Below are 20,736 nucleotides of genomic sequence, written 5' to 3'. Positions count from 1 at the left end.
GCCATGCTGAGCTTGCGTGAATATCGAAACAAGGCCGAACGGCTGGCGGACTTCCTGCCCTGGGCGGCCCTGATCGGTCCCGGCGTGCTGCTCAACAAGGATGGCAGTTTCCAGCGCACCGCGCGCTTCCGGGGACCTGATCTCGATAGCGCAACGCCTGCTGAGCTGGTTGCAACGACCGCACGGCTCAACAGTGTGCTGCGCCGCCTTGGCTCGGGCTGGGCGCTCTTCGCGGAGGCAGTGCGCCGACCTGCGCAGGACTATCCTGCATGCGATTTTCCCGATCCTGCTTCTGCGCTGGTCGAGCGCGAACGCGCGGCCCAGTTTGCCGAAGAAGGCGCGCATTTCGAAAGCCGCTATTTTCTGACGCTGCTCTGGATGCCGCCCGCCGAAGATGCCGCCCGCGCCGAAAGCTGGATGTATGAAGGCAAGGCCCAGAAAGGCGTCGATCCCCGTGAATTGCTCGATGGCTTCATCGACCGGACGGACCGTTTGCTGCGCCTGTTCGAAGGCTTCTTTCCTGAAGTCCAATGGCTCGATGATGGAGCAACGCTGACATACCTTCACAGCTGCATTTCCACGCGCATGCAGCAAGTTCGCGTACCCGAAACGCCGATGCATCTCGATGCGCTGCTCGCCGATGAACCGCTCTGCGGAGGGCTCGAACCGCGGCTTGGCGCAGCGCATCTGCGCACGCTGACTGTAGTCGGGTTTCCAAGCGCGACATTTCCGGGACTGCTCGACGACCTCAACGCGCAGGGCTTCGCCTATCGCTGGTCGACCCGCGCGATCATGCTCGACAAGAGCGACGCGGCCAAACTGCTCGGAAAAATCAGGCGGCAATGGTTCGCCAAGCGCAAGTCGGTCGCCGCGATCCTCAAGGAGGTGATGACCAATGAGGCCTCGGTGCTTGTCGACAACGATGCAGCCAACAAGGCCGAAGATGCCGATGCAGCGCTGCAGGAACTGGGGTCGGACCATGTCGGGCTGGCATTGGTCACGGCAACCGTCACTGTCTGGGATGAAGACGCATCACTCGCAGCCGAAAAGCTGCGGCTCGCCGAAAAAGTCATCCAGGGCCGCGACTTTACCTGTGTGACGGAAGGCATGAACGCGATCGAAGCCTGGCTTGGCTCGCTGCCGGGCCATGTCTACGCCAATGTTCGTCAGCCACCGATCTCGACGCTCAACCTCGCGCACATGCTGCCGCTTTCGGCAGTCTGGGCAGGGCCGGAGCACGACGAGCATCTCGATGCGCCGCCGCTGTTCTACGCGCAGACCGAAGGCTCCACCCCGTTTCGATTTTCGCTTCATGTCGGCGATGTCGGTCACAGCCTGGTGGTCGGCCCAACCGGCGCCGGCAAGTCTGTCCTGCTGGCCTTCATGGCGATGCAGTTTCGCCGCTATTCCGGAGCGCAGATATTCGCTTTCGACTACGGCGGGTCGATCCGCGCCGCGGCGCTTGCATGCCGCGGCGACTGGCAGGATCTCGGTTCAAGCCTTTCGCAAGACAGCGACGATGCCGTCCTCCTGCAGCCGCTTGCGCGCATCGACGAACCGGCCGAACGAAACTGGGCCGCCGAATGGCTGCAGGCTATCCTTACCTCGGAAGGTGTCGCGGTCGATCCGGCCACCAAGGACCATCTGTGGACTGCATTGACCTCGCTCGCCACAGCGCCTGTTGCAGAGCGAACGCTTACCGGCCTCGCGGTCCTGCTCCAGTCGCAGGCATTGAAGCAGGCGCTCGCGCCCTATTGCATCGGCGGCCCGTTCGGACGGCTGCTCGACGCCGAAAGCGAACGGCTCGGTGAAGCGCGCTTCCAGGCGTTCGAGACAGAAGGGCTGACCGGCTCGGCGGCAGCGCCTGCGGTCCTTTCCTATCTCTTTCACCGGATCGAAGGGCGGCTAGACGGATCGCCTACCCTCCTTATCGTCGATGAGGGCTGGCTGGTGCTCGACAGCCCTGCCTTCGCTGCGCAACTGCGCGAATGGCTCAAGACGCTGCGCAAGAAGAATGCGAGCGTGGTCTTCGCGACCCAGAGCCTCGCCGATATCGAAACATCGGCGATTGCGCCCGCCATTATCGAAAGCTGCCCGACACGCATCTTTCTGCCCAATGAGCGGGCGATGGAGCCGCAGATACAGGCGATTTATCGCCGCTTCGGGCTCAATGACCGGCAGATCGAAATCCTCAGCCAGGCTGCGCCTAAACGCGATTATTATTGCCAGTCGGCACGCGGTAATCGCCTGTTCGAACTCGGGCTTGGTGAAGTGGCGCTCGCTTTCACGGCTGCCTCTTCGAAAAGCGATCAGCTCGACATTGCCCGGATTGCCGAAAACGAAAGGCGCGAAGGTTTTACCGAAGCCTGGCTGAGGCATCGCGGCCTCGACTGGGCCGCAGAGCTGCTCGCTATTCCCGAGCCGAATTCGGCTTTTTCAACCCCCAGAATGAAGGAGACTTCCAATGACCTTTCGTAAGAATTTGAACGGACTGGTTGGTGGCCTTGCGCTTGCTGTCGCCGGCGTGGTTGCCACAGCACCGGTGCCCGCCCATGCGCAGTTCGGCGGTATCGTTTACGACCCGTCCAACTATGCCCAGAATGTGCTGACTGCAGCGCGGACGCTTGAGCAGATCAACAATGAAATCCGCATGCTGCAGAACCAGGCGACTTCGCTCATCAATGAAGCCAGGAACCTGCAGAGCCTGCCGCTCAATATCGTCCAGCCCCTGCAGCAGCAAATCCAGCAGACCCAGCAATTGCTGCAGCAGGCCCAGCGCATCGCTTATGATGTACGCGAGATCGAGACGACGTTTGAAACGCAATACAAGAACATCCCGCTCGGTGCTTCGCAGCAGGCCATGGTGACAAGCGCCGAGGCGCGCTGGCAAAATAGTGTCGCCGCTTTCGAGGATGCGCTCAAGGTGCAAGCGGGAGCGGTTGCCAATATCGAAGGCTCGCGCGAAGCGGTGAATAGCCTGCTGGGCGCGAGCCAGTCGGCTGCCGGTGCCTTGCAAGCTGCGCAGGCCGGGAACCAGCTGCTTGCACTGCAAACACGCCAGCTCGCCGATCTTACCGCGACCATGGCGGCCATGGGACGAGCGCAGGCACTCGACGCTGCCGAACGTGCGGCGGCGAAGGCTCAGGCGCGCGAGCAGCTACGGCGCTTTCTGGCGACGCGCCCGCGCGATCTTCCGGCCAAATCGGACTGACCCGCCATGGATAGCAAAGTCCTCGCGCGCACCGGTGCAGCCGTTTTTGTAGGCCTCGCTGTCGCCATGACGCTCGTGCAATTGCGCGAGGAGCCTGCAGTGCGTCCCGAGGCTGCCACGAGCATCTGGGAGCCTGACGGCGATCCGCTGCCTGCGCAGCTCAGGGCCTGCGCGCAAATGGGCGAGCTCGCGCTGTCCTCGCCCGATTGCCGTGCCGCCTGGGCCGAAAAGCGCCGCCGTTTCTTCGGGGTTGAGCACCCCGACGCTTACGCCCCAGTTGGTGAGAACTCCTTGACGAGCGCTCCTGCGCCTCAATCTCCTGCCCCTCAATCGCGCGGGGAGAATTGAGATGGGAGGCACCGGCGTTGTCGACCGTTTTCTGGCGATTTTCTCGCAATATATCGACAGCGGGTTCGGCCTGCTTTCGGGCGAAGTGGCCTTCATCGCAACGACGCTGATCGTCATCGATGTCACACTCGCGGCGCTGTTCTGGAGCTGGGGCGAGAATGACGACATTATCGCGCGCCTCGTCAAGAAGACGCTCTTTGTCGGAATCTTTGCCTACATCATCGGCAATTGGAGCGCGCTGGCCAATATCATATTTCAAAGCTTTGCCGGACTTGGCCTCAAAGCCAGCGGATCTGGCCTTGGCGCTAGCGATCTGCTGCAGCCGGGACGGGTCGCGCAGGTCGGTATCGATGCTGCCGCGCCCTTGCTTGCGTCGATGGCCGATCTGCTCGGCTATATAAGCTTCTTCGAGAACTTCCTGCAGATCATCATCCTGCTCGTCGCCTGGGCCTTGGTGGTCATCGCCTTCTTCATTCTGTCGATCCAGCTCTTCGTGACGCTCATCGAATTCAAGCTGACGACGCTTGCAGGCTTCGTGCTCATCCCTTTCGGCCTGTTCGGCAAGACCGCTTTCATGGCCGAGCGCGTGCTTGGCAATGTCGTCTCCTCAGGGATCAAAGTACTCGTGCTCGCCGTGATCATCGGGATCGGCTCGACGCTTTTCGCTGAGTTTACCAGCGCCATTCCGGGCGAGCCGACCATCGAAGACGCGCTGGCGATCGTGCTCGCCAGTCTTACCCTGCTCGGGCTCGGCATTTTCGGTCCCGGCATTGCCAACGGCATCGTAGCAGGCGGCCCGCAGCTCGGCGCAGGGGCCGCGGCAGGCACCGCTGTGCTGGCCGGCGGGGCAGCCGTCGGCGGCATTGCCGGCGCCAAGCTTGCGGGCGGCGCTGTAGCGAGCGCAGCATCCTCGGTCGCCAGTGGCGCATCGCGCGCTGCTGGAGGCGCCACCATGGCCTATGCGACAGGTTCGGCAGGCAAGAGCGGCGGCGCCGCGGTTGCAGGCGGCATGGCCGGTGTCGGACGCGCCGCAGGCGGTGCTGCCCTCTCACCTTTTCGTAAGGCGGCGGATAGCGCCAAAGGAAATTTTCGCGAAGGTGCGCGCGCAGCGGCCAGCAATATGGGTGGCCGGGTCGCCTCCTCGCCGCCGTCTTCGCCAGCGTCCGAAAACGGCCCGCCGAGCTGGGCGAAATCCATGAAGCAGCGACAATCTCTGGGACATTCAGCGTCGCTTGCCGCGCACACCGTTCGCGCTGGCGACGGGCACGGCGCAGGCGCTTCCATCGACACTCAGGAAAAGGACTGACGCCTCATGTTTAAACGCCCTTCGATCCGATACGGCAAGACACCGCAAGCCGAGACACCTTACCAGCGCGCGGCCCAGGTTTGGGACGAGCGCATCGGTTCGGCGCGCATCCAGGCGAGGAGCTGGCGCTACGCCTTTTTCGGTGCGCTTGGGCTGTCGGCAGTCCTGACTGGCAGTCTCGTCTGGCAGAACGCGCGGGGAACCATCGTTCCCTGGGTGGTCGAGGTGAACAAGCTCGGCGAAGCGCGCAGCGTTGCGCCCGCCAATGCCGCATTCGACCCAAGCGATCCGCAGATTGCGTTCCATCTTGCCCGGTTCATCGAAAACGTGCGCGCCATTCCCGACGATCCGATCGTGGTGCGCGAGAACTGGCTGTCAGCCTATGATTTCGCCAGCGACAAGGGTGCGCTGGCGCTCAACGACTATGCGCGGCGCAGCGATCCTTTCGCCGCGATCGGCCGCGAACAGGTTGCGGTCGATGTCACAAGCGTCATCCGCGCTTCGCCGAGGAGCTTCCGCGTGGCCTGGATCGAGCGCCGCTACCGTGACGGCTCGCTCGCCGAGACGAGCCGCTGGACCGCGATTCTGGGCATCGCCGTCCAACCACCCACGAATGCGGATGCGCTTCGCACAAACCCGCTCGGAATATTCGTCACTTCCATTAACTGGTCAAAGGAGCTCGGCTGATGTCCCGCTCGCATACAACACCCACAATCGGCTTTTTCGGCCTTGTCTCGCTCGCTCTCGCCTCGCCTGCCGCTGCGACACCGGCCCCGCAAGCGGCGGCGTCGATCGACGCATTGGGCGCGCTCGCAGGGGCTATCCCGGCCCTACAAGACAAGATCGGAATTCCTCACCTTTTCAGTTCACGGCAGGCCTCCCCCACTGCCGCGCGCCGCTCCCCTGGCTCTGGCCCCGCCTCTGACCCCCAGAGCCAAGTGGGAGCGGCGAACGATGCTGCCCGGGTCGAGCCCGACGATGTCGGATTCGACAATGCGATCCAGCGCTATCCCTATAGCGAGGGCGCGCTGTTTCAGATCTATACCAAGCCGGGCCAGGTGACCGATATCGCATTGCAGGAAGGCGAAAAGCTCGTCGGTCCCGGACCGGTTGCTGCCGGCGATACGGTGCGCTGGATGATCGGCGATACGCTGAGCGGGACCGGCGCTACCGCGCGCGTCCACATCCTCGTCAAACCCACCCGGCCCGATATTGTGACCAATCTCGTGATCAACACCGATCGGCGAACCTATCATGTCGAACTGCGGGCGAACCCCAGTGTCTATATGGCGTCGGTCAGCTGGAGCTATCCGGCAGACGAACTGATCGCTCTTCGCCGGGCCGAAGAGGACGCAGCGCGCGCCGCGCCGGTTGCAAGCGGATTTGCGCTCGAGAATCTCAATTTCGAATACCGGATTTCGGGTGATCGGCCCGACTGGCGACCGGTGCGGATATTTGATGACGGGCAGCGCACACTGATCGAATTTCCACCCGATATTGCGCAAGGCGAAATGCCGCCGTTCTTCATTATCGGCGAGGATGGGCAGGCGGAGCTGGTCAATTACCGCGTTTCGGGCCGCTACCTGATTGTAGACCGCCTGTTCGAGAAGGCCGAACTGCGGCTCGGCGCCAAGCGCAGGCAGGTTCGGGTCAAAATCACCAATCGGGCGTGGGGCCGGTCATGAACAGTGAAGCCGAACCGGACCGGCCTAGTGATGCTGAATCCATCGTTCGTTTACGCGGAGAGGGACCGCGCATCGTCCGCCTCTCGCGCAAAGCCATCGGCATCGCCAGCGCCGCTGCTCTGACACTGGTTGGCGGCGCGTTGATTTACGCCCTGCAACCGGTCTCGGAGGCAGGGCCGGATGAGCTGTTTGGAACCGAAACAGTGGCGGTCGCCGACGGTCTTGCTTCGGGCCCGAGCGACTATTCGCAGGTACCGCGTCTCGGCCCGCCGCTTCCCGGCGATCTCGGCGAGCCCATCCTCAATGCCCAGGATCGCGGAGCTGTCGCTGCGCTTCCACCAGTCGGATCGCAGCCCGCTGTGCCGCAGACGCAGGGAATAAGTCCCGCAGAGGCAGCGCGTCAGCGCATCGAGCAGGAGCGCGAAGTGGCGCGGGCCAGCGGGCTCTTCTTTGCGGGCGCTACGGCGGTTTCAAGCACCGATGCATCGCCCACAGCCAATTCGAACGCAGGGCAGCTTGTGAGCCGGGCCGATGCCGTGGGATCTGCGCCCGCTTTCCTCGAACGCCCGGCCGATCGGCGCACCTCTGCATTGCAGCAAGTCGCCGCGGCGCCGACGGATGCAGTGCTTCAGGCGGGCTCGGTCATTCCTGCCGCACTTATCACCGGCGTCCGGTCAGACCAGCCCGGCCTTGTGACCGCGCAAGTCACGCAGAATGTCTATGACAGCCTCACAGGTCGGATTCTGCTTATTCCCCAGGGCGCACGCCTGATCGGCGATTATGCGTCCGATGTCGGCTTCGGGCAGCGCCGCGTGCTTCTGGCATGGAATCGCCTGATCCTGCCTGACGGGCGCTCGCTGGTTCTTGAACGCCAGCCCGCCACCGACCCTTCAGGCTATGCCGGGCTCGAGGACGGCGTCGACTATCACTGGGGCGGGGTGGTCAAGGCTACTCTTGTCTCAACCCTGCTCGGCATCGGCAGCGAACTCGGATTGGGCGGTGACAGCGATCTCGTTCGCGCGCTTCGCCGGGGCAGCCAGGACACCGTCAACCGTGCAGGGGAGCAGATCGTCTCGCGCGAGCTCGATATTCGTCCGACGCTCACCATCCGCCCGGGCTACCCGGTACGGGTGCTGGTGACGCGTGATATTATCATGGAGCAGGTACGGTGACCCGGCTCAAACTCTCCGACATTACCGACGTCAAACCAGTCAAACTGTCGATCGAGATTTCTGCGCGCTTGCATAGTGACCTTGTCGCGTATGGTGTCGTGTTGAATGGGGGGAACGAAAGGGATGCTCCTCCACCGGAGCAACTCATTGCGCCCATGCTCGAGCGTTTCGTGGCTACCGACCGTGACTTTGCGAAGGCACGTCGTGCCGCAAAGCGAGCAGAGGTTTAGCAGTAGTCTCGCGTCGAGATTTTCGGTGGGTGGGCTGTCTCTCTGCGACTCAAAGCGGGCCACTCAATTGCGAAGAGCAACTGCTCAGCCAATTGTCTTTGGCGATCGTTCGCTGGCGGGCTCCACTGATCTGCCCAGCGCCGCTGAGAGAGTAGCGCCTACCCGGTCGGCGGCCTCTTTGGCCGGATCATAATCGATGTGGGCATAAATCATGGTCGAGCGCATATTGGCGTGGCCGAGGATAGCGCCAGTCATAGCGAGGGCTTCGCCACTCGAAGTGGCGATGGCACCCATGGTATGGCGCAGTGTGTGCGGCGTCACGTTCTTGAGACCGGCCTTAGCAACGATCTTTGGCCATAGTTTTTTGGTTCCCTGGAAGTAGCCTTCCCCGGAGTCCGCCGGGAATACATATTTGCTGTCATCGTTTCTTGAGATCGTCCTGATCAATCCGAGTGCCGCCCCTGAAAGTGGCCGGGTCGATTGCCCGGTCTTGCTGTCGGCCAGCACCAGCAATCCACGCTCGAAGTCTACTTCGTCCCATTTAAGCTCGACGATCTCCTGGCGTCGACAGCCGGTCAGGATCCACATGCGGGTGATGTTGAGAGCCTTCGGATTAAAGCCCTCTTCCTCTAGCTTGTCACAAGCTTCGCCGAGCTTCCTGATTTCGGCGAGTGACAGAAAGCGCGTCCTTCGACCGTCGGTTTTCTTGACCACGGCTTTCTCGCAAGGGTTCGAATCGACCAGTCCTCGTCGGACTGCGAAGCTGTACATGGCGGAAAGGTCCCGAAATGCTTTTCGGGCAGCACCGGGACCGCCGCGCACGACAATACGTTTTCGGTGGCCGATCTTCTGGTCCTTACGTGACTTGCCCTGCTCGACATCGCGGAAGAAACGTTCGATATCGCCAGCGGTCAGTTCGTTGATCCGCTTATGACCGAGCAGGCGAACCACGTGATGACGCAAGCGACCAATCGTGTGTTTCTTGGTCAAAGGTTTCATCGGCTCGCCCTGCCGTAGCCCGCGCTGGATATAGCATCCTTCTTCTTCATAGAGATCGACCAGCCCGGCGATCTTCAGTTCAAGGCGCTTGGCATTGCGTTCGGCCGCAGGGTCGGCACCAAGAGCTGCTGCCGCAAGAACCTCCTTGGCGCGCTTTCGTGCCTGCTCGACAGTCAGCGCACCAAATCGACCGATCGACACGAAGCGTTTGGGTGCCGAGCGGCCGCCGCCTTCGGCCCGGTAGCGAACAACGAAAGTCTTGATCCCGCTTGGGCCTACTCGCACCCCGAAACCCGAAATCTGACTGTCCCAGATCTCATAGCGCCTAGATCTTGGCGCCGTCGCATCAAGCAAACGCTTTGTGATCAAAATCGACTTGGGACTCGCCATTTTATGCTCCGTCAAGCGACCCCAACCTTGGGTGTCGGGGTGACCACCGGGTGACCACGGGAACGGAAATCGCCGGTCACCTCTGGAAAAGCCTAGCGTAGCCGAACTCAAAAAATAATCAAGATATCAGATATTTGAGGGCATTTTGGCGTAGAATCGAAAAGCATAGAAAAGGCGACTGGGAAGTTTGCCAAGGTTGGGGTCGGGCGTTCGAATCGCCTCGCCCGCTCCATTTTCTTCCAGCGATGTCAGCATCCGGCCGGGCTTGTTCCGGGCGCGGGGAAGGCCGTGTCGTCGCTCCCCCTCCCACGCCGTTTCACCCGCTTAATAGCGGCTGAGATAGACACCGACGCGCGGCTCGCTCGACATTGGCGCAGCCGATTGCCGCCCCTGCTGTTCTCTCGTTCTTCATGGAGAAAGGCCCGAGCGCTCTCACGCCCGGGCCCGGATACGATCGGCCCCGGAATCCAGGGGTGGAGGATCTGGCCGACCGGATCCTATCGGGAATTCCTGCGTCAGAGCTCGAAATTGATCGAGGCGCGCAGGCCGTATCCGATCTTGTCGTTGCGCTCCTCGACCGAAAACTCGCCGCTTACCGTGTAGAACTCATCCCCGGCCTGGCCGCGCAGCCGCGCGAACCAGCCGCTCGAACTCTGGTCGGGGAGTAAGGTGAAGCTTTCCCCGTCGCCGAACCGCGCGGTGGTGCCGCCGAGCTCGCCCGCGAGGATCTCGCGCCAACCGCCTTCTGCTTCAAGGCGCATCCACAGGTCGTCGCCGCGCCGCATCCCCAGGAGGTCGAAGCCGAGCGCTGTCGCGAGGTTGAGCCCTAGCTCGTCACTCGTCCGGTCCTCAACCGAAAGATCGAGCGCCGCGCCCCCGCCGGTCTCGTCGTAGCCGTTCTCGTCAAGGCGAATGTAATCGACGAAAACGGACGGCCGGAAGAAGAAGAATTGCGAGCCGCCCTCGACCGAAGCACCGGCCATCAGGGACACGACATTGCCCGACCAGTCGCGTTCGATCGTGCGGGCCAGCGTTTCCTCGCCGTTCATGCCGATGAACTGGCGCGAGCCGTCGAAATCGGTGAAGCCATAGGATCCGCGCGCGAAGGAGGAAAAGGCACCCCAGTCGCCGCGCCAGTAAAGCGCCGCCTCGTAGGTGTTCGACAGCACGGTGTTCTCCGGGCCGTTGTCATAGCGGTTCCACAGCCAGCTCGCGCTCGCGCCGACCCTACCGATGCCGGTGAGGAGTTCGGCGCCGCCCGAAAACCCGAGACCATCGAGATCGTAGCCGGCGCTTTCCTGCTCGTCCTTGCTCGAACCCCAGCCGGCGCCCTCGAATGTCAGGCGCAGCTTTCCGGTCGCTTCGATCGGTCCGTCGCCGTCGGCCAGGCGCCGGGCGAAGGTGCGCATGCCGAGGCTCAGCCCCTCGAAAGCGCCGCCCGCATGATCGGGCAGGGCCTGCGCCACCGTGGCGCGGAACAGATCCTTATCGGTAATGCCGAGGAACACGCCGGCGACATCGTCATCTTTGGCCAGCGCGGTGTAGAGCGCGTCATAGGCAGCGCCCTGCGCACGGTTCAGGCCCAGGTCCTCATTGGCCTTCCGCTCGATGTCGACCATCACCAGACCCGCAGCTTCCTCGATTGCCAGCGCGGCATCGTACATGAAGGGGACCAGCGTATTGTCGGACACCAGATCGTCGGCGCCGGTGAGGCTGCCCGCGGTGATCACGGTATAAGTGCCCTCGGCAGCGGCGATATCGGTCAGGCGCAGCTTGAGCTTGGCGCCGTCGGCGAAGCTGGCATTGCCGCCAACGGTGATCGCGCTTCCTTCGCCCGCTTCCTTGCTCAAGGTGGCCACGATGACACCTGTGGCCCCGACCTCGAGCGAAGCGATCGTCGTCGGCGAGGCCAGATCGAGCGTTCCGCCTTCGAGCGCGACCGCAACATTCTGGCTGTCGACGAAGCGGCCCGAGAACGCGCTCTTGTCCGACAGCGTGACCGCAGCCGCGCCGCCAGCGAAATCAGCCGTGCCGGAGAAGGATGAGGTGCCGGAGAGTGTCAGCTCGTCCGCCTGCCCGCCGAAATCCACCCGTCCGGAAAACTTTGCATCTCCCGCCATCAACAGCCGGTCCTGACCCGAACCGAAAGCAACGTTGCCGGCGACCACGCCGTCCGCGATCTGGAGGAGGTCGCTACCGGTCCCGAACCGGATATCGCCCTCGATCACGGGAGCAGCCACGCCCGAGCCTACCGCGGTCTGCCGGACGGTGGCTCCCGAGGACACGTTCGACAGGTCGATGGCGATATTACGCCCCGAACCCGCCTTTGCACCGCTCGCCACGATCTTGCCGCTGTTCTCGACGAGGCCAAGCGTGCCGCTGCTATCGACGATGGCGATGGCGGTGCCGTCCTCGCCGCCCGAAGCGGCCCGGATCGTGCCGCTGTTGCGCAGGTGCGGAAGCGTGGCGCCCTGGTCGATCGATATGGCGGTCGCGCGGCTATCCGCGTCCTTGCCGGTCGTCGCCGCGATGCTCCCCGAAACGCGCAGTTCGCCGGTGGACGCTCCACCGCCAAGCCGCAGCGCGGTCGCATTGGCATCCTTCGACGTCGCTTCGACCGCGCCTGCGACCGCGATGCCCTTCTCGATCGTCACAGCGCCGCCGCGTCCGCCGATCAGCAAGCCGTTGCCATCGATGCCCGCATAGACACCGTGCCCGGCAATACTGCCATCGACAATCAGGCCGAAGCCCGACCCGGTCGCCGGAACCGCGCCGATTGCGATGTCACGATCGGTGGCGCCGATCACGACTGCCGGCGCAGCGCCATAAGACACGACTTTCGCGCTGCCTTCCTTGGCGTCCTCGATCCCGTCCTTGTCCTCGTCGGGGTCGTCCTTGTCGGCATCCTTGGGCGGGACCGCAAAGTAGATGCCCTTGGCGACATCGCCTTCGATCACCAGCGCGCTGCCGCCCTGGAGCAGGTCATCGTCGTCGAGCTTGGACGGGTCCGTCGGCGCAGTCGTATAGCGATAGCCGGTCGCCGCGATGGTGCCCTGGACCACCAGCGCGCCATCGATATCGCCGCCCAGATGCGCGGCGGAAGAGCCTTCCCCGGCTGCTGATATGGTTCCGGCCAGCCGAACATTGCCGGTCACGTCTCCGACCTCGACGCCAACGCTATCGTCGCCAAGGACGCTGGTCTTGCCATCGTGAACGAGGTCGCCATCGAGCAGGCCCGCTACCGAAATCCCGGCGGACTCGTTACCTTCGACAGTGATTGTGCCGCTATGGCGGATGTCGCCGACCAGATTTCCGCGAACGCGGATGGCTACGCGGTCACGCCCGACGGCGAAGGGGCCGTCGAAGTCCTTGTCGTTGTCGATGTCCTCTGCCGTATAGGTTTCGTCGATCGTGATCGTACCCGAATTGACGATATCGGCCTGCCGGTCGCCGACCACCTCGATGCCGCTTGCGCCATCGGCATTGGTAACCACGATCTTGCCAGCATTTGTCGTATCGTGATCGCCATCGACGGCGATCGCCGAACCGGCGGTCAGCTCGATCGAACCCTTGTCGGTCACCTTGACGGCATCGCCTGCCCCGCCCTTCAACTGCGATGTGCGGATCGGCTGCGTGCGCTTGTCTTCAATGAGCGTCTGCGCGGCGAGCGGAACGGCCAGGGTCGCCAGAGCGGTCCCGGCCAGCAGGTATCGATACATATGAAATCCTCCGTCTGGTTGCAGACGAGACGGAGACAGCGGCGCGATGCCTTGGAAAAAAGTGCCGCGCCGTGCGGCTAATTCCGCCAGCGCGGCATTCAGAAGGAGAAATCGACTCCCAGCCGGATGGTGCGCGGCCGCAGCGGCGTTACCTGTTCGCGCATCACGGCAAACGGCGTGCCGAGCGCGAAGCGATTGCCTTCGCTATCGGCCAGGTTGGTGATCGAAAGGGTCCCGCCGACCCGTTCGTTGCCGACGCGGACGAGCAGCCCGCTGTCGAGATAGTCGCCCTGCAAATCGCCCAGTTCGGGGCCGATGCCGAGACGGGACTTGCCGATGTAGCTTGCCCATAAGCGGCCATCGAGATCGAGACCGCTGCCGAGGTAACGCGCATATTCCAGCCCCAGACGGCCTGAGAATTCCGCGATATTGGGGACGTGTGTAATCCGGCTGAAGGCGAGCAGGACGGGTTCGTCGATCTCGCTCCGGTTGAGCGTCGCGCCACCGGTCAGGCGCAGATCGTCGGTCAGAAACGCGCCACCCGACGCGCTGATGGTCCAGACACGGCCGTCACCGATATTGGCCGTGCTCGGAAGCCCGAGGTCGTCGATGAAATCGGCCTGTATGTCGCTCCATCGGGTGTAGGACAGGTTCAGCGCCAGATCGAAGGAATCGATCCCGGCGCGCCCGTGACGCGCCCCCACTTCCAGCGTCCGGGCGTGGTCGTCGCGGAAGCGGCGGACGAATTCGCCCTCGATCGCCAGGCCGCCCGGGCGGAAGCCCTCCTGATAGCGCGCATAGAGGCTGGTCTTCGGCCCCAGCGAGGCGAGCAGCGAGGCCGAGGGCAGAATGGCCGACTGGTCGCGGCTCGCCGTGGTCGCCGCGCGCTCCACCAGCAAGGCAAGCGGCACGTCTTCGGCGCTTCCGCCGAGGCGGGCATGGGTGAAGCGGGCACCGAGTGTCGCGATGAGGCCATCGCGCAAGCGGTAGGACCCTTCGCCGTAGAGCGTGGCTTCGGTAATCGTATTGAGCACGCCCGTCGTAGCGGACCGCTGGTTTTCCCGCTCCAGCGAACGGTTCAACTGCGTGCGGTTGTCGATCAGGCTTAGCCCGGCGAGCCAGCCGAACCGGCGCTCATCGAGTGGCAGCCAGACCCGTGTCTCGTGTGCGAACATGCGCGTTTCATTGCGCTGGATGAAAACACGATCTTCGGCATCGGGCATCGTGGCATCGTAACGCTCCTCGAGCTCCTGACGGGCAAGTCCGGTCGTGGAGCGCAAACCCAGCGCGCCGATCTGTCCGGACAGAACGAGTTGCCCGTGAAGATAGTCGGCATCCGAACCTTCACGGACGCGCGCCGTGCTCACGTAGCGTTTCCCCTCGCGTGCGGCATACTGGCTGTCGGAAGCATGGGTGGATTGCGCGAGGCCGATTACGTCCACGGTCCATTGCGGGGCCAGTTCGAGCCGGGCGATCGCACGGCCCGCCACGATGCTTGTGCGGTTCACGTCGCTGCTGCCGAGCAAGGGCTTGTCGATATACCCGCCCTCGCTGGCAGCATCGAGCGTGATGCGAAGCGCGGCCTTTTCCGCGGCCAGCGGGACGTTGGCGGTTGCGCTCGCATCGAGGCTTCCGGCCCCGTGCTGGGTCAGCGCCCCGCCCACAGTGGCGCGGAAATCCCGCCGGTCGAGTTCGGGCATGTTCGGCACCAGGCGAATGATGCCCCCGAGCGAACCCGCCCCGTAAAGCGTGCCCTGCGGCCCTTCGAGAACTTCGACGCGTTCGAGATCCGATAGCCTGAGGTCGGGATCGGGGGCATTGTAGCTGAGCCGCATATCGCCAAGGTACTGGCCGACCGTTGCCTGTGTCGGCCCGGTGAAACTGGAATCGGCAATTCCGCGAATGAACAGCTTGTTGCGCCCGCTTCCAAGATAGGTCGAGGAGACGGTGGCGATCCGCTGGGTGATCTTTTCGGTCCCGCCGATACCGCCGAGAGCAAGTTCCTCGCCATCGACGATCGATACCTGCGCGGGGAGTTCTTCGAGCCGTGTATCGCGCTTGCTGGCGACGACGACGATCTCTTCCATGGGGGCCGGTGGGGGAGGGGGCGATTTGGCAGCTGGCCGTGGCAGCGGCTCGGGCCGCCGCGCCGTGCGCGCGAACCGCACAGCCCTGCGCGGTTGCTGCTCAAGCCGCCACGAGGAATTACCGATGGCAACGGCCTTCGCGTCGACGCTTTCGGCCAGTCGCCGGACGGCCTGACGGGCGCTCATACGGCCGCGGATGCGCGGCGCGGGCCGCTGGGCAAGCACCGGGTCGCTAACCACGATGCTCGTGCCGGTTTGCCGCGCGATGGCGATGGCCGATTCTGCGACAGTGCCCGGAGCTATGTCGATCGAAGCGTCGCGCGCAGCGGCTTGCGCGGGAAGACAGGCCGCCAGGGCAACAAGGGCATAGGGAGCGTGCCGCATGGTCAGCGAGACGCGAGGATCCAGGCCTCGCCGCGCCGCTCGACCGAGACCCCGAGCAGGGGACCCAGCGAAGCCGGGTCTGCGCGCAGGGGGGCGAGGGCAATGCTGCCTGAAATGGGCCGCTCGCCGCTGGTCTCGGAAGCCCGGTAGTCGATTCCGCTTGCCCGCGCGATGTCGGCGGCGACATCGGACAGGGGCGCGCGGAGGAAAGTCAGTCGTCCCTCGCGCCACTCGCCGACCTGATCCAGCGGAATGTTTGCGAGCTCGTAGGTTGCGCTGGCCCTGTCGAAGGTAAGGATGCGGCCCGGTTCGATCCGGGCATTCTGTCTTGCCGGATTATAGATGACCGCGCCTTCGGACACGCCGACACCGACCTCGGAGCGCCGGATGCTGACATCGAAGACCGTCCCGGCATCGACCAGCGTGGCGCTGCCGACATCGACGCGAAACGGGTTGCTCTCGTCATGGCGGATTTCGAACAGGGCACGGCCGCGCTCTAGCCGGGCGTAACGATCCCGGTCCGGATCGACGATCAATTCGGTGTCGCCGGCCATGACGATCACGCTCCCGTCATCCAGCGCAATCTGGCGCGTTTCGCCGGGCACGGTGCGATAGACCGAGGTCGCATCGTTCACCTGCCAGACCCACAGCGCCGCCACCAGCGCAAGACACGCGGCAAGCGCGGGAGCGAACCAGTGGCGCCGGGGGGCGGGGCGCTCGTCGTCGATGTCATTGGCAGGTTGGGCTTCGAGCATGGCGGCGCCCTCTTCCGCTGCCAGCATGACATTGTCGTAGGCCGCTGCATGCTCGGGCGATTGTTCGAGCCAGTCGGTAAAGCGCGACCAGTCCTCGAATCCGGGTTCGGACGTCCTGACCGCCCAGGCGGCGGCCTCATCGAGAATGTTGCGATCAAGCGCCATAGATTGTTGCTCCTGCCCTATAGACGGAGTCCCTGCGTTCATTCCTCATCGAACCGCTCCCTGAGTGCAGCGAGAACCCGGTAAATGGCGCGCAAATCACCTTCGACGGTACTGATGCTGACGCCGAATTCCTCGGCAATGGCGCGCTGGGCAATACCGTCGATGCGGCTGCGCCGAAAGATCTTCACGGCACGATCGGGAAATTCCGCCAGCGCCTCTTCCACCTTGCGGGCGAATTGCCGGCCGGCGATCACGCGCTCGACCGAAGGGCTGTCGGATATGCCAGGCACTGGTCCGGAACTGGCTTCGGTCCATTCCTTCTCGCGCACGGCGGATTGCCTTGCGGAACGATAGCGATCGATCATCGCCATATTGGCCGCGCGGTAGAGATAGGCCATCGGCGCGCCGACGGGACCGGCCGGGCGGCGGGCAATCTTCAGCCAGACCTCCTGCAATATGTCCTCGGCATCGTCACCGGCGCCGCGCGCCACGAGGAAACGCAGAAGCGGTTGCCGGTTCGCAAGGAAGACGGCCTGCAGTCCATCGTCCGGATCCTCGGTCACGGCAAGCTTTACCCTTCCCACTTCTCGATTCGCGCACAGCCGCCTCGCGTGCAGGTGAACCGCAATCGCTGAACCGGAGACAACGAGCCGCCCCGCGCGGCGCTGCCGACAGGTACGAACGGTTCCATCGCCCCGCAAGCGGCTGCGATCAAGGCAATTGAACGAGGACTCCGTCTCTTGGTCGAGGCGGCAGTCGAAGGCTGTCTCGCAAGTGATCCCGGCAAGCCGGGCAACTCGCGAGCGCATTCCCTCGCACCTCCGAGTTTATGAAAGGAAAGACTATGAAAGCTATTTTCTTGATCGGTGCTGCGGCCATGGCTCTGGCGGGCACCTCCGCACAGGCGCAGGACGTCTCGGGCTTCCGCATCGAGGGCCGCCTCGGGTGGGAAAAGGCCGGCGCCGAAGCCGTGCTTCCCAACCCGGAAGACGACGAAGACGAAACCGGCGACGAATTCCTCGTCGGCAAGGACAAGGATGACGGCCCTGCCTACGGGGTCGAAATCGGCTACGACTTTCAGATCGGCGACAGCTTCGTCGTCGGCGCCTATGGCGGCGTCGACCTGTCGGACAGCAATATCTGCGTCGAACTGGTCGAAGACGATCTCTCCTGCGCCGAGCTCGGCAGGACTTTCACGGCGGGTCTGCGCGCAGGCGTGCCGTTCGGCAGGAATTCGCTCATTTATGCAAAGGGTGGGTATTCCAATGGCAAGCTCGACCTGAGCTACGATCCCGATGTCACGGACAATGACGACGAGGAACCCGGCGAAATCGCTGCCTTCTCGGAAAAGCGCGACGGCTATCACCTCGGTGCCGGCGCCGAAATCGGGATCACCTCGAGCATCTATGCCAAGCTCGAATATGTCTACACCGACTTCGGCAGCGATTCCTATCTCCTCGACGAGGACGAAGCGACGTCGATCGATGTCCAGAGCGATCGCCACCAGGTCCTGATCGGCCTGGGCCTGCGGTTCTGACCGGTGCGGCGGGGAGGGGGGTATCCTCCTCCCCGCCCAATCAGGCGGAACGACAACCCATCCATAGGATCATTCTCACGACATGGGATCGCATGCGCTGAAAGCCTTCGCCCTGTTGTGTGCAGGCATTCTCTTCTGGCTCCTCGCATCCCGGGTTGCGGGCGCAGGCAAGCCCTGGGAAAGCGATGCTTACTGGTACTTCTGGTACCCGCTCTGTCTCGCCCTTGCGGGAATGGCGGGGTTTTTCCTGCGGGATGACGGCTGGATCGCGGGGGGAATACTCGCCTTCTCGCAGATCCCTGTGATGTGGTTGCAAAACGGCCTTGGGGCGGCCGGATTGTTCATCTCGTGTATTCTGGCGATCCATGGGGTCGCGATTGCGATGCTCGCCGGCCGGATAGCCCTCCATACACGCGCCCAATGATCGGTCGCTTCCGGGCGCAATTCGTCGCCTTTGCGAATGCATTCGTCGATTAGGCCGCAAGGGGCAGAGAAAATCCTTGCGCGCCCGGCCAACGCCGTTAACACCCAGGATATGTTGTATCGTTCAAAGCACTCGCTTGGCCTTGTCGTCTCCACTTTCTCGCTCGCGGCCATGCTGGCCGCCGGTCCGGCGTTGGCCCAACAGGTCGATGCCGAACAGGAGGAGGGACAGGACGCGCCCCCGGCCGAAGACCTGCACGACCGCCGGATCAACTATCAGGGCCAGATCATCGTCAGCGCGCAGGGCCTGCGCGAATTCGACCTCCTGGCGGGCACCAGCGTCGTCGAGGCAGACGAATTGCAGCGCAATATGGATGGCCAGCTGGGCGAAGTGCTCGCCAGCCTGCCCGGCGTTTCGGCATCGGGCTTCGCGCCGGGCGCCTCGCGCCCGATCCTGCGGGGCCTCTCGGGCGAACGCGTCAAGGTGCTGGTCGACGGCATCGGCGCAATCGATGCCTCCAACACATCCGACGATCACGCCGTCTCGATCGACCCGCTGACCGCCGAGAGCATCGAGGTATTGCGCGGGCCTGCCGTGCTGCTGTTCGGTAGCCAGGCGATTGGCGGCGCGGTAAACGTGATCGACAAGCGGATCCCGCGCCGGGTGCCGGACGAGCCGGTGCATGTCGATTTTGTCGCCCGCACCGACACCGCCAGCGATCTGCGCGAATTCGGCGGCTCGGTCGATGTGCCCTTCGGCACCAGCGGCTTCGTGGCACATGTCGACGGATCATGGCGCGAAAGCGACGATCTCGAGATTGCCGGGTTCTCGGTGGCGCCTGCGCTGCGCGCCGAAATCCTCGCAGATGCTGCCGAAGAAGAGGACGAGGGCGAGTTCGAAGAGGCCGAGGAACTGCGCGAGGCCGCCGACCAGCGCGGCGTGTTGCCCAATAGCGCGACCGAAACCTGGACTGCCAATGCGGGACTCGCCTTCTTCAAGGGCGATAGCAATCTGGGTGTTTCCTTCGGCGTCTACGACACTGCCTATGGGGTTCCCGGCCGGCCGGGTGCGGGGCATCATCATGGCGAGGAAGAAGGCCATGAGGACGAGGATCACGACGAAGACGAACACGGCGAGGAAGAGCATGGCGAAGAGCAGGTCAGCATCGGCCTGCGCCAGTACCGCGCCGACCTGCGCGGCGATATCTTCCTCGGCGAAGGGTTCTTCGAGCGGCTGAAAATCCGCGCGGGGTATTCGGACTATACCCATACCGAATTCGAAGGCGACGAGATCGGCACGGTGTTCGAGGTCGAAGGTCTCGAAGCGCGGGCTGAGCTGGTCCAGAATACCTCGGGCGCCTGGCGCGGTTCGTTGGGCACGCAATATTACTTCCGCGATTTCGAAGCGGTCGGCGCGGAAGCCTTCGTGGCGCCCAACCGCACCGAACAGATCGCCTTTTTCGCGCTCCAGGAATATGGCGACGGCCCGTTCGAGGTCGAAGGCTCGCTACGCTACGAAAACACCAGGGTCGATGCGACCACGCTGGGTATCGAACGCAGTTTCGACACCTTCTCGGGCGCGGTCGGCCTGGCCTACGAGGTCTCGCCGACCGTCCGGACGGGGATCAACCTGTCCCGCGTGGCGCGTGCACCTGCGGGCGAGGAACTGTTCTCCAACGGTCCGCATATTGCCACGCAAGCGTTCGAGATCGGCAATCCCGATCTCGATATCGAACGCGCCTGGGGTGCGGAAATCTTCGCCCGCGGCAGCGTGGGCGGGGCGCGCTTCAGCATCGCCGCCTATCGCAGCTGGTTCGACGATTTCATCTACCTCGCGCAGGATGGCGAGGAAGAAGACGATCTACCGGTGTTTCTCTTCCTCCAGCAGAATGCGACCTATACCGGGATCGAGGGCGAAATGGCTTTCGACCTGATCGATACCGGCGATTTCACCGTGGGGACCGAGCTGCAGGGCGACTATGTCCATGCCAGGCTCGCCGACGACAGCTTCGTGCCGCGGATTCCGCCGCTTCACCTCGCGGCCGCCCTGACCGCTTCGACCGATGCCTTCGACCTGCGCGGCGAAGTGGAATGGTATGACGACCAGAACGACATCGCGGCGTATGAGACGGCGACCGAGGGCTACACCTTCGTCAATGCCGCGCTCGCCTGGCGCCCGCTGCACGGGAACGAGTCGATCACGCTGATGCTCAAGGCCGACAACATCTTCGATGTGACCGCGCGCCGCCACACCAGCGTCACCAAGGATTTCGTGCCGCTGGCGGGGCGCAATTTCAGCGCGAGCATCCGCGCCAGCTTCTAGGC

16 protein-coding genes are annotated in these 20,736 nt (G+C 63.7%); 11 read left to right on the top strand and 5 right to left on the bottom strand.

Annotated features, from left to right (window positions below):
* Positions 1 to 3: 3 nt before the first annotated feature.
* From trbE to J2S32_RS08390, 8 genes are read left to right on the top strand one after another with little or no spacing between them, the layout of a single operon-like run.
* Positions 4 to 2,478 carry a conjugal transfer protein TrbE gene (trbE, locus tag J2S32_RS08425; RefSeq protein WP_253520281.1) on the top strand — a complete coding sequence of 825 codons (2,475 nt, stop codon included), beginning with the start codon at positions 4 to 6 and terminating at the stop codon, positions 2,476 to 2,478.
* Positions 2,465 to 3,211, top strand: coding sequence for a P-type conjugative transfer protein TrbJ (gene trbJ / locus J2S32_RS08420; RefSeq protein ID WP_253520280.1), 747 nt, complete (start codon positions 2,465 to 2,467; stop codon positions 3,209 to 3,211). The genes trbE and trbJ overlap by 14 nt, the downstream gene beginning before the upstream one ends.
* Positions 3,212 to 3,217: 6 nt before the next feature.
* Positions 3,218 to 3,559 carry a putative entry exclusion protein TrbK-alt gene (gene trbK-alt, locus J2S32_RS08415; protein ID WP_253520279.1) on the top strand — a complete coding sequence of 114 codons (342 nt, stop codon included), beginning with the start codon at positions 3,218 to 3,220 and terminating at the stop codon, positions 3,557 to 3,559.
* Between the two features lies 1 nt (position 3,560).
* Positions 3,561 to 4,865, top strand: a complete 1,305-nt coding sequence (trbL, locus tag J2S32_RS08410; RefSeq protein ID WP_253520278.1) for a P-type conjugative transfer protein TrbL — start codon at positions 3,561 to 3,563, stop codon at positions 4,863 to 4,865.
* 6 nt (positions 4,866 to 4,871) lie between these two features.
* Positions 4,872 to 5,552, top strand: coding sequence for a conjugal transfer protein TrbF (gene trbF, locus J2S32_RS08405; RefSeq protein WP_253520277.1), 681 nt, complete (start codon positions 4,872 to 4,874; stop codon positions 5,550 to 5,552).
* Positions 5,552 to 6,550 carry a P-type conjugative transfer protein TrbG gene (gene trbG / locus J2S32_RS08400; RefSeq protein ID WP_253520276.1) on the top strand — a complete coding sequence of 333 codons (999 nt, stop codon included), beginning with the start codon at positions 5,552 to 5,554 and terminating at the stop codon, positions 6,548 to 6,550. The genes trbF and trbG overlap by 1 nt, the downstream gene beginning before the upstream one ends.
* Positions 6,547 to 7,722 (top strand): TrbI/VirB10 family protein, encoded by a 1,176-nt coding sequence (locus J2S32_RS08395; RefSeq protein WP_253520275.1) that lies wholly within the window; start codon positions 6,547 to 6,549, stop codon positions 7,720 to 7,722. Before trbG ends, J2S32_RS08395 begins: the two co-directional genes overlap by 4 nt.
* Positions 7,719 to 7,952, top strand: a complete 234-nt coding sequence (locus J2S32_RS08390) for a DUF2274 domain-containing protein (protein WP_050599499.1) — start codon at positions 7,719 to 7,721, stop codon at positions 7,950 to 7,952. Before J2S32_RS08395 ends, J2S32_RS08390 begins: the two co-directional genes overlap by 4 nt.
* Before the next feature lie 84 nt (positions 7,953 to 8,036).
* Here J2S32_RS08390 and J2S32_RS08385 read toward each other — a convergent pair whose 3' ends face one another.
* The 5 genes from J2S32_RS08385 to J2S32_RS08365 form a co-directional block, all read right to left on the bottom strand.
* Entirely contained in the window at positions 8,037 to 9,341 is a 1,305-nt protein-coding gene (locus tag J2S32_RS08385; protein WP_063504980.1) for a site-specific integrase, read from the bottom strand.
* A 515-nt stretch (positions 9,342 to 9,856) separates the two neighbouring features.
* The gene (locus tag J2S32_RS08380) at positions 9,857 to 13,060 is read right to left on the bottom strand and encodes an autotransporter outer membrane beta-barrel domain-containing protein (RefSeq protein ID WP_253520274.1); all 3,204 of its coding nucleotides are present in this window, start codon (positions 13,058 to 13,060) and stop codon (positions 9,857 to 9,859) included.
* 98 nt (positions 13,061 to 13,158) lie between these two features.
* On the bottom strand, positions 13,159 to 15,531 hold the full coding sequence (locus J2S32_RS08375; RefSeq protein WP_253520273.1) for a TonB-dependent receptor: 2,373 nt from the start codon (positions 15,529 to 15,531) through the stop codon (positions 13,159 to 13,161).
* A 2-nt stretch (positions 15,532 to 15,533) separates the two neighbouring features.
* Entirely contained in the window at positions 15,534 to 16,451 is a 918-nt protein-coding gene (locus J2S32_RS08370) for a FecR family protein (RefSeq protein WP_253520272.1), read from the bottom strand.
* 38 nt (positions 16,452 to 16,489) lie between these two features.
* On the bottom strand, positions 16,490 to 17,260 hold the full coding sequence (locus tag J2S32_RS08365; protein ID WP_367398977.1) for an RNA polymerase sigma factor: 771 nt from the start codon (positions 17,258 to 17,260) through the stop codon (positions 16,490 to 16,492).
* A 35-nt stretch (positions 17,261 to 17,295) separates the two neighbouring features.
* Between J2S32_RS08365 and J2S32_RS08360 the strand changes: the two genes are divergently transcribed.
* From J2S32_RS08360 to J2S32_RS08350, 3 genes are all read left to right on the top strand, one after another.
* Entirely contained in the window at positions 17,296 to 17,988 is a 693-nt protein-coding gene (locus J2S32_RS08360) for an outer membrane protein (RefSeq protein WP_253520271.1), read from the top strand.
* A gap of 82 nt (positions 17,989 to 18,070) precedes the next feature.
* Positions 18,071 to 18,412, top strand: a complete 342-nt coding sequence (locus tag J2S32_RS08355; RefSeq protein WP_253520270.1) for a hypothetical protein — start codon at positions 18,071 to 18,073, stop codon at positions 18,410 to 18,412.
* A gap of 111 nt (positions 18,413 to 18,523) precedes the next feature.
* Positions 18,524 to 20,734, top strand: coding sequence for a TonB-dependent receptor (locus J2S32_RS08350; RefSeq protein WP_253520269.1), 2,211 nt, complete (start codon positions 18,524 to 18,526; stop codon positions 20,732 to 20,734).
* Positions 20,735 to 20,736: the final 2 nt, after the last annotated feature.

The sequence above is a fragment of the Qipengyuania citrea genome, from assembly GCF_024171405.1.
Lineage (GTDB): Bacteria > Pseudomonadota > Alphaproteobacteria > Sphingomonadales > Sphingomonadaceae > Qipengyuania > Qipengyuania profunda.
Note: the sequence above shows the minus strand (reverse complement) of the source record. Positions and strands in the feature narration are given on the sequence as shown.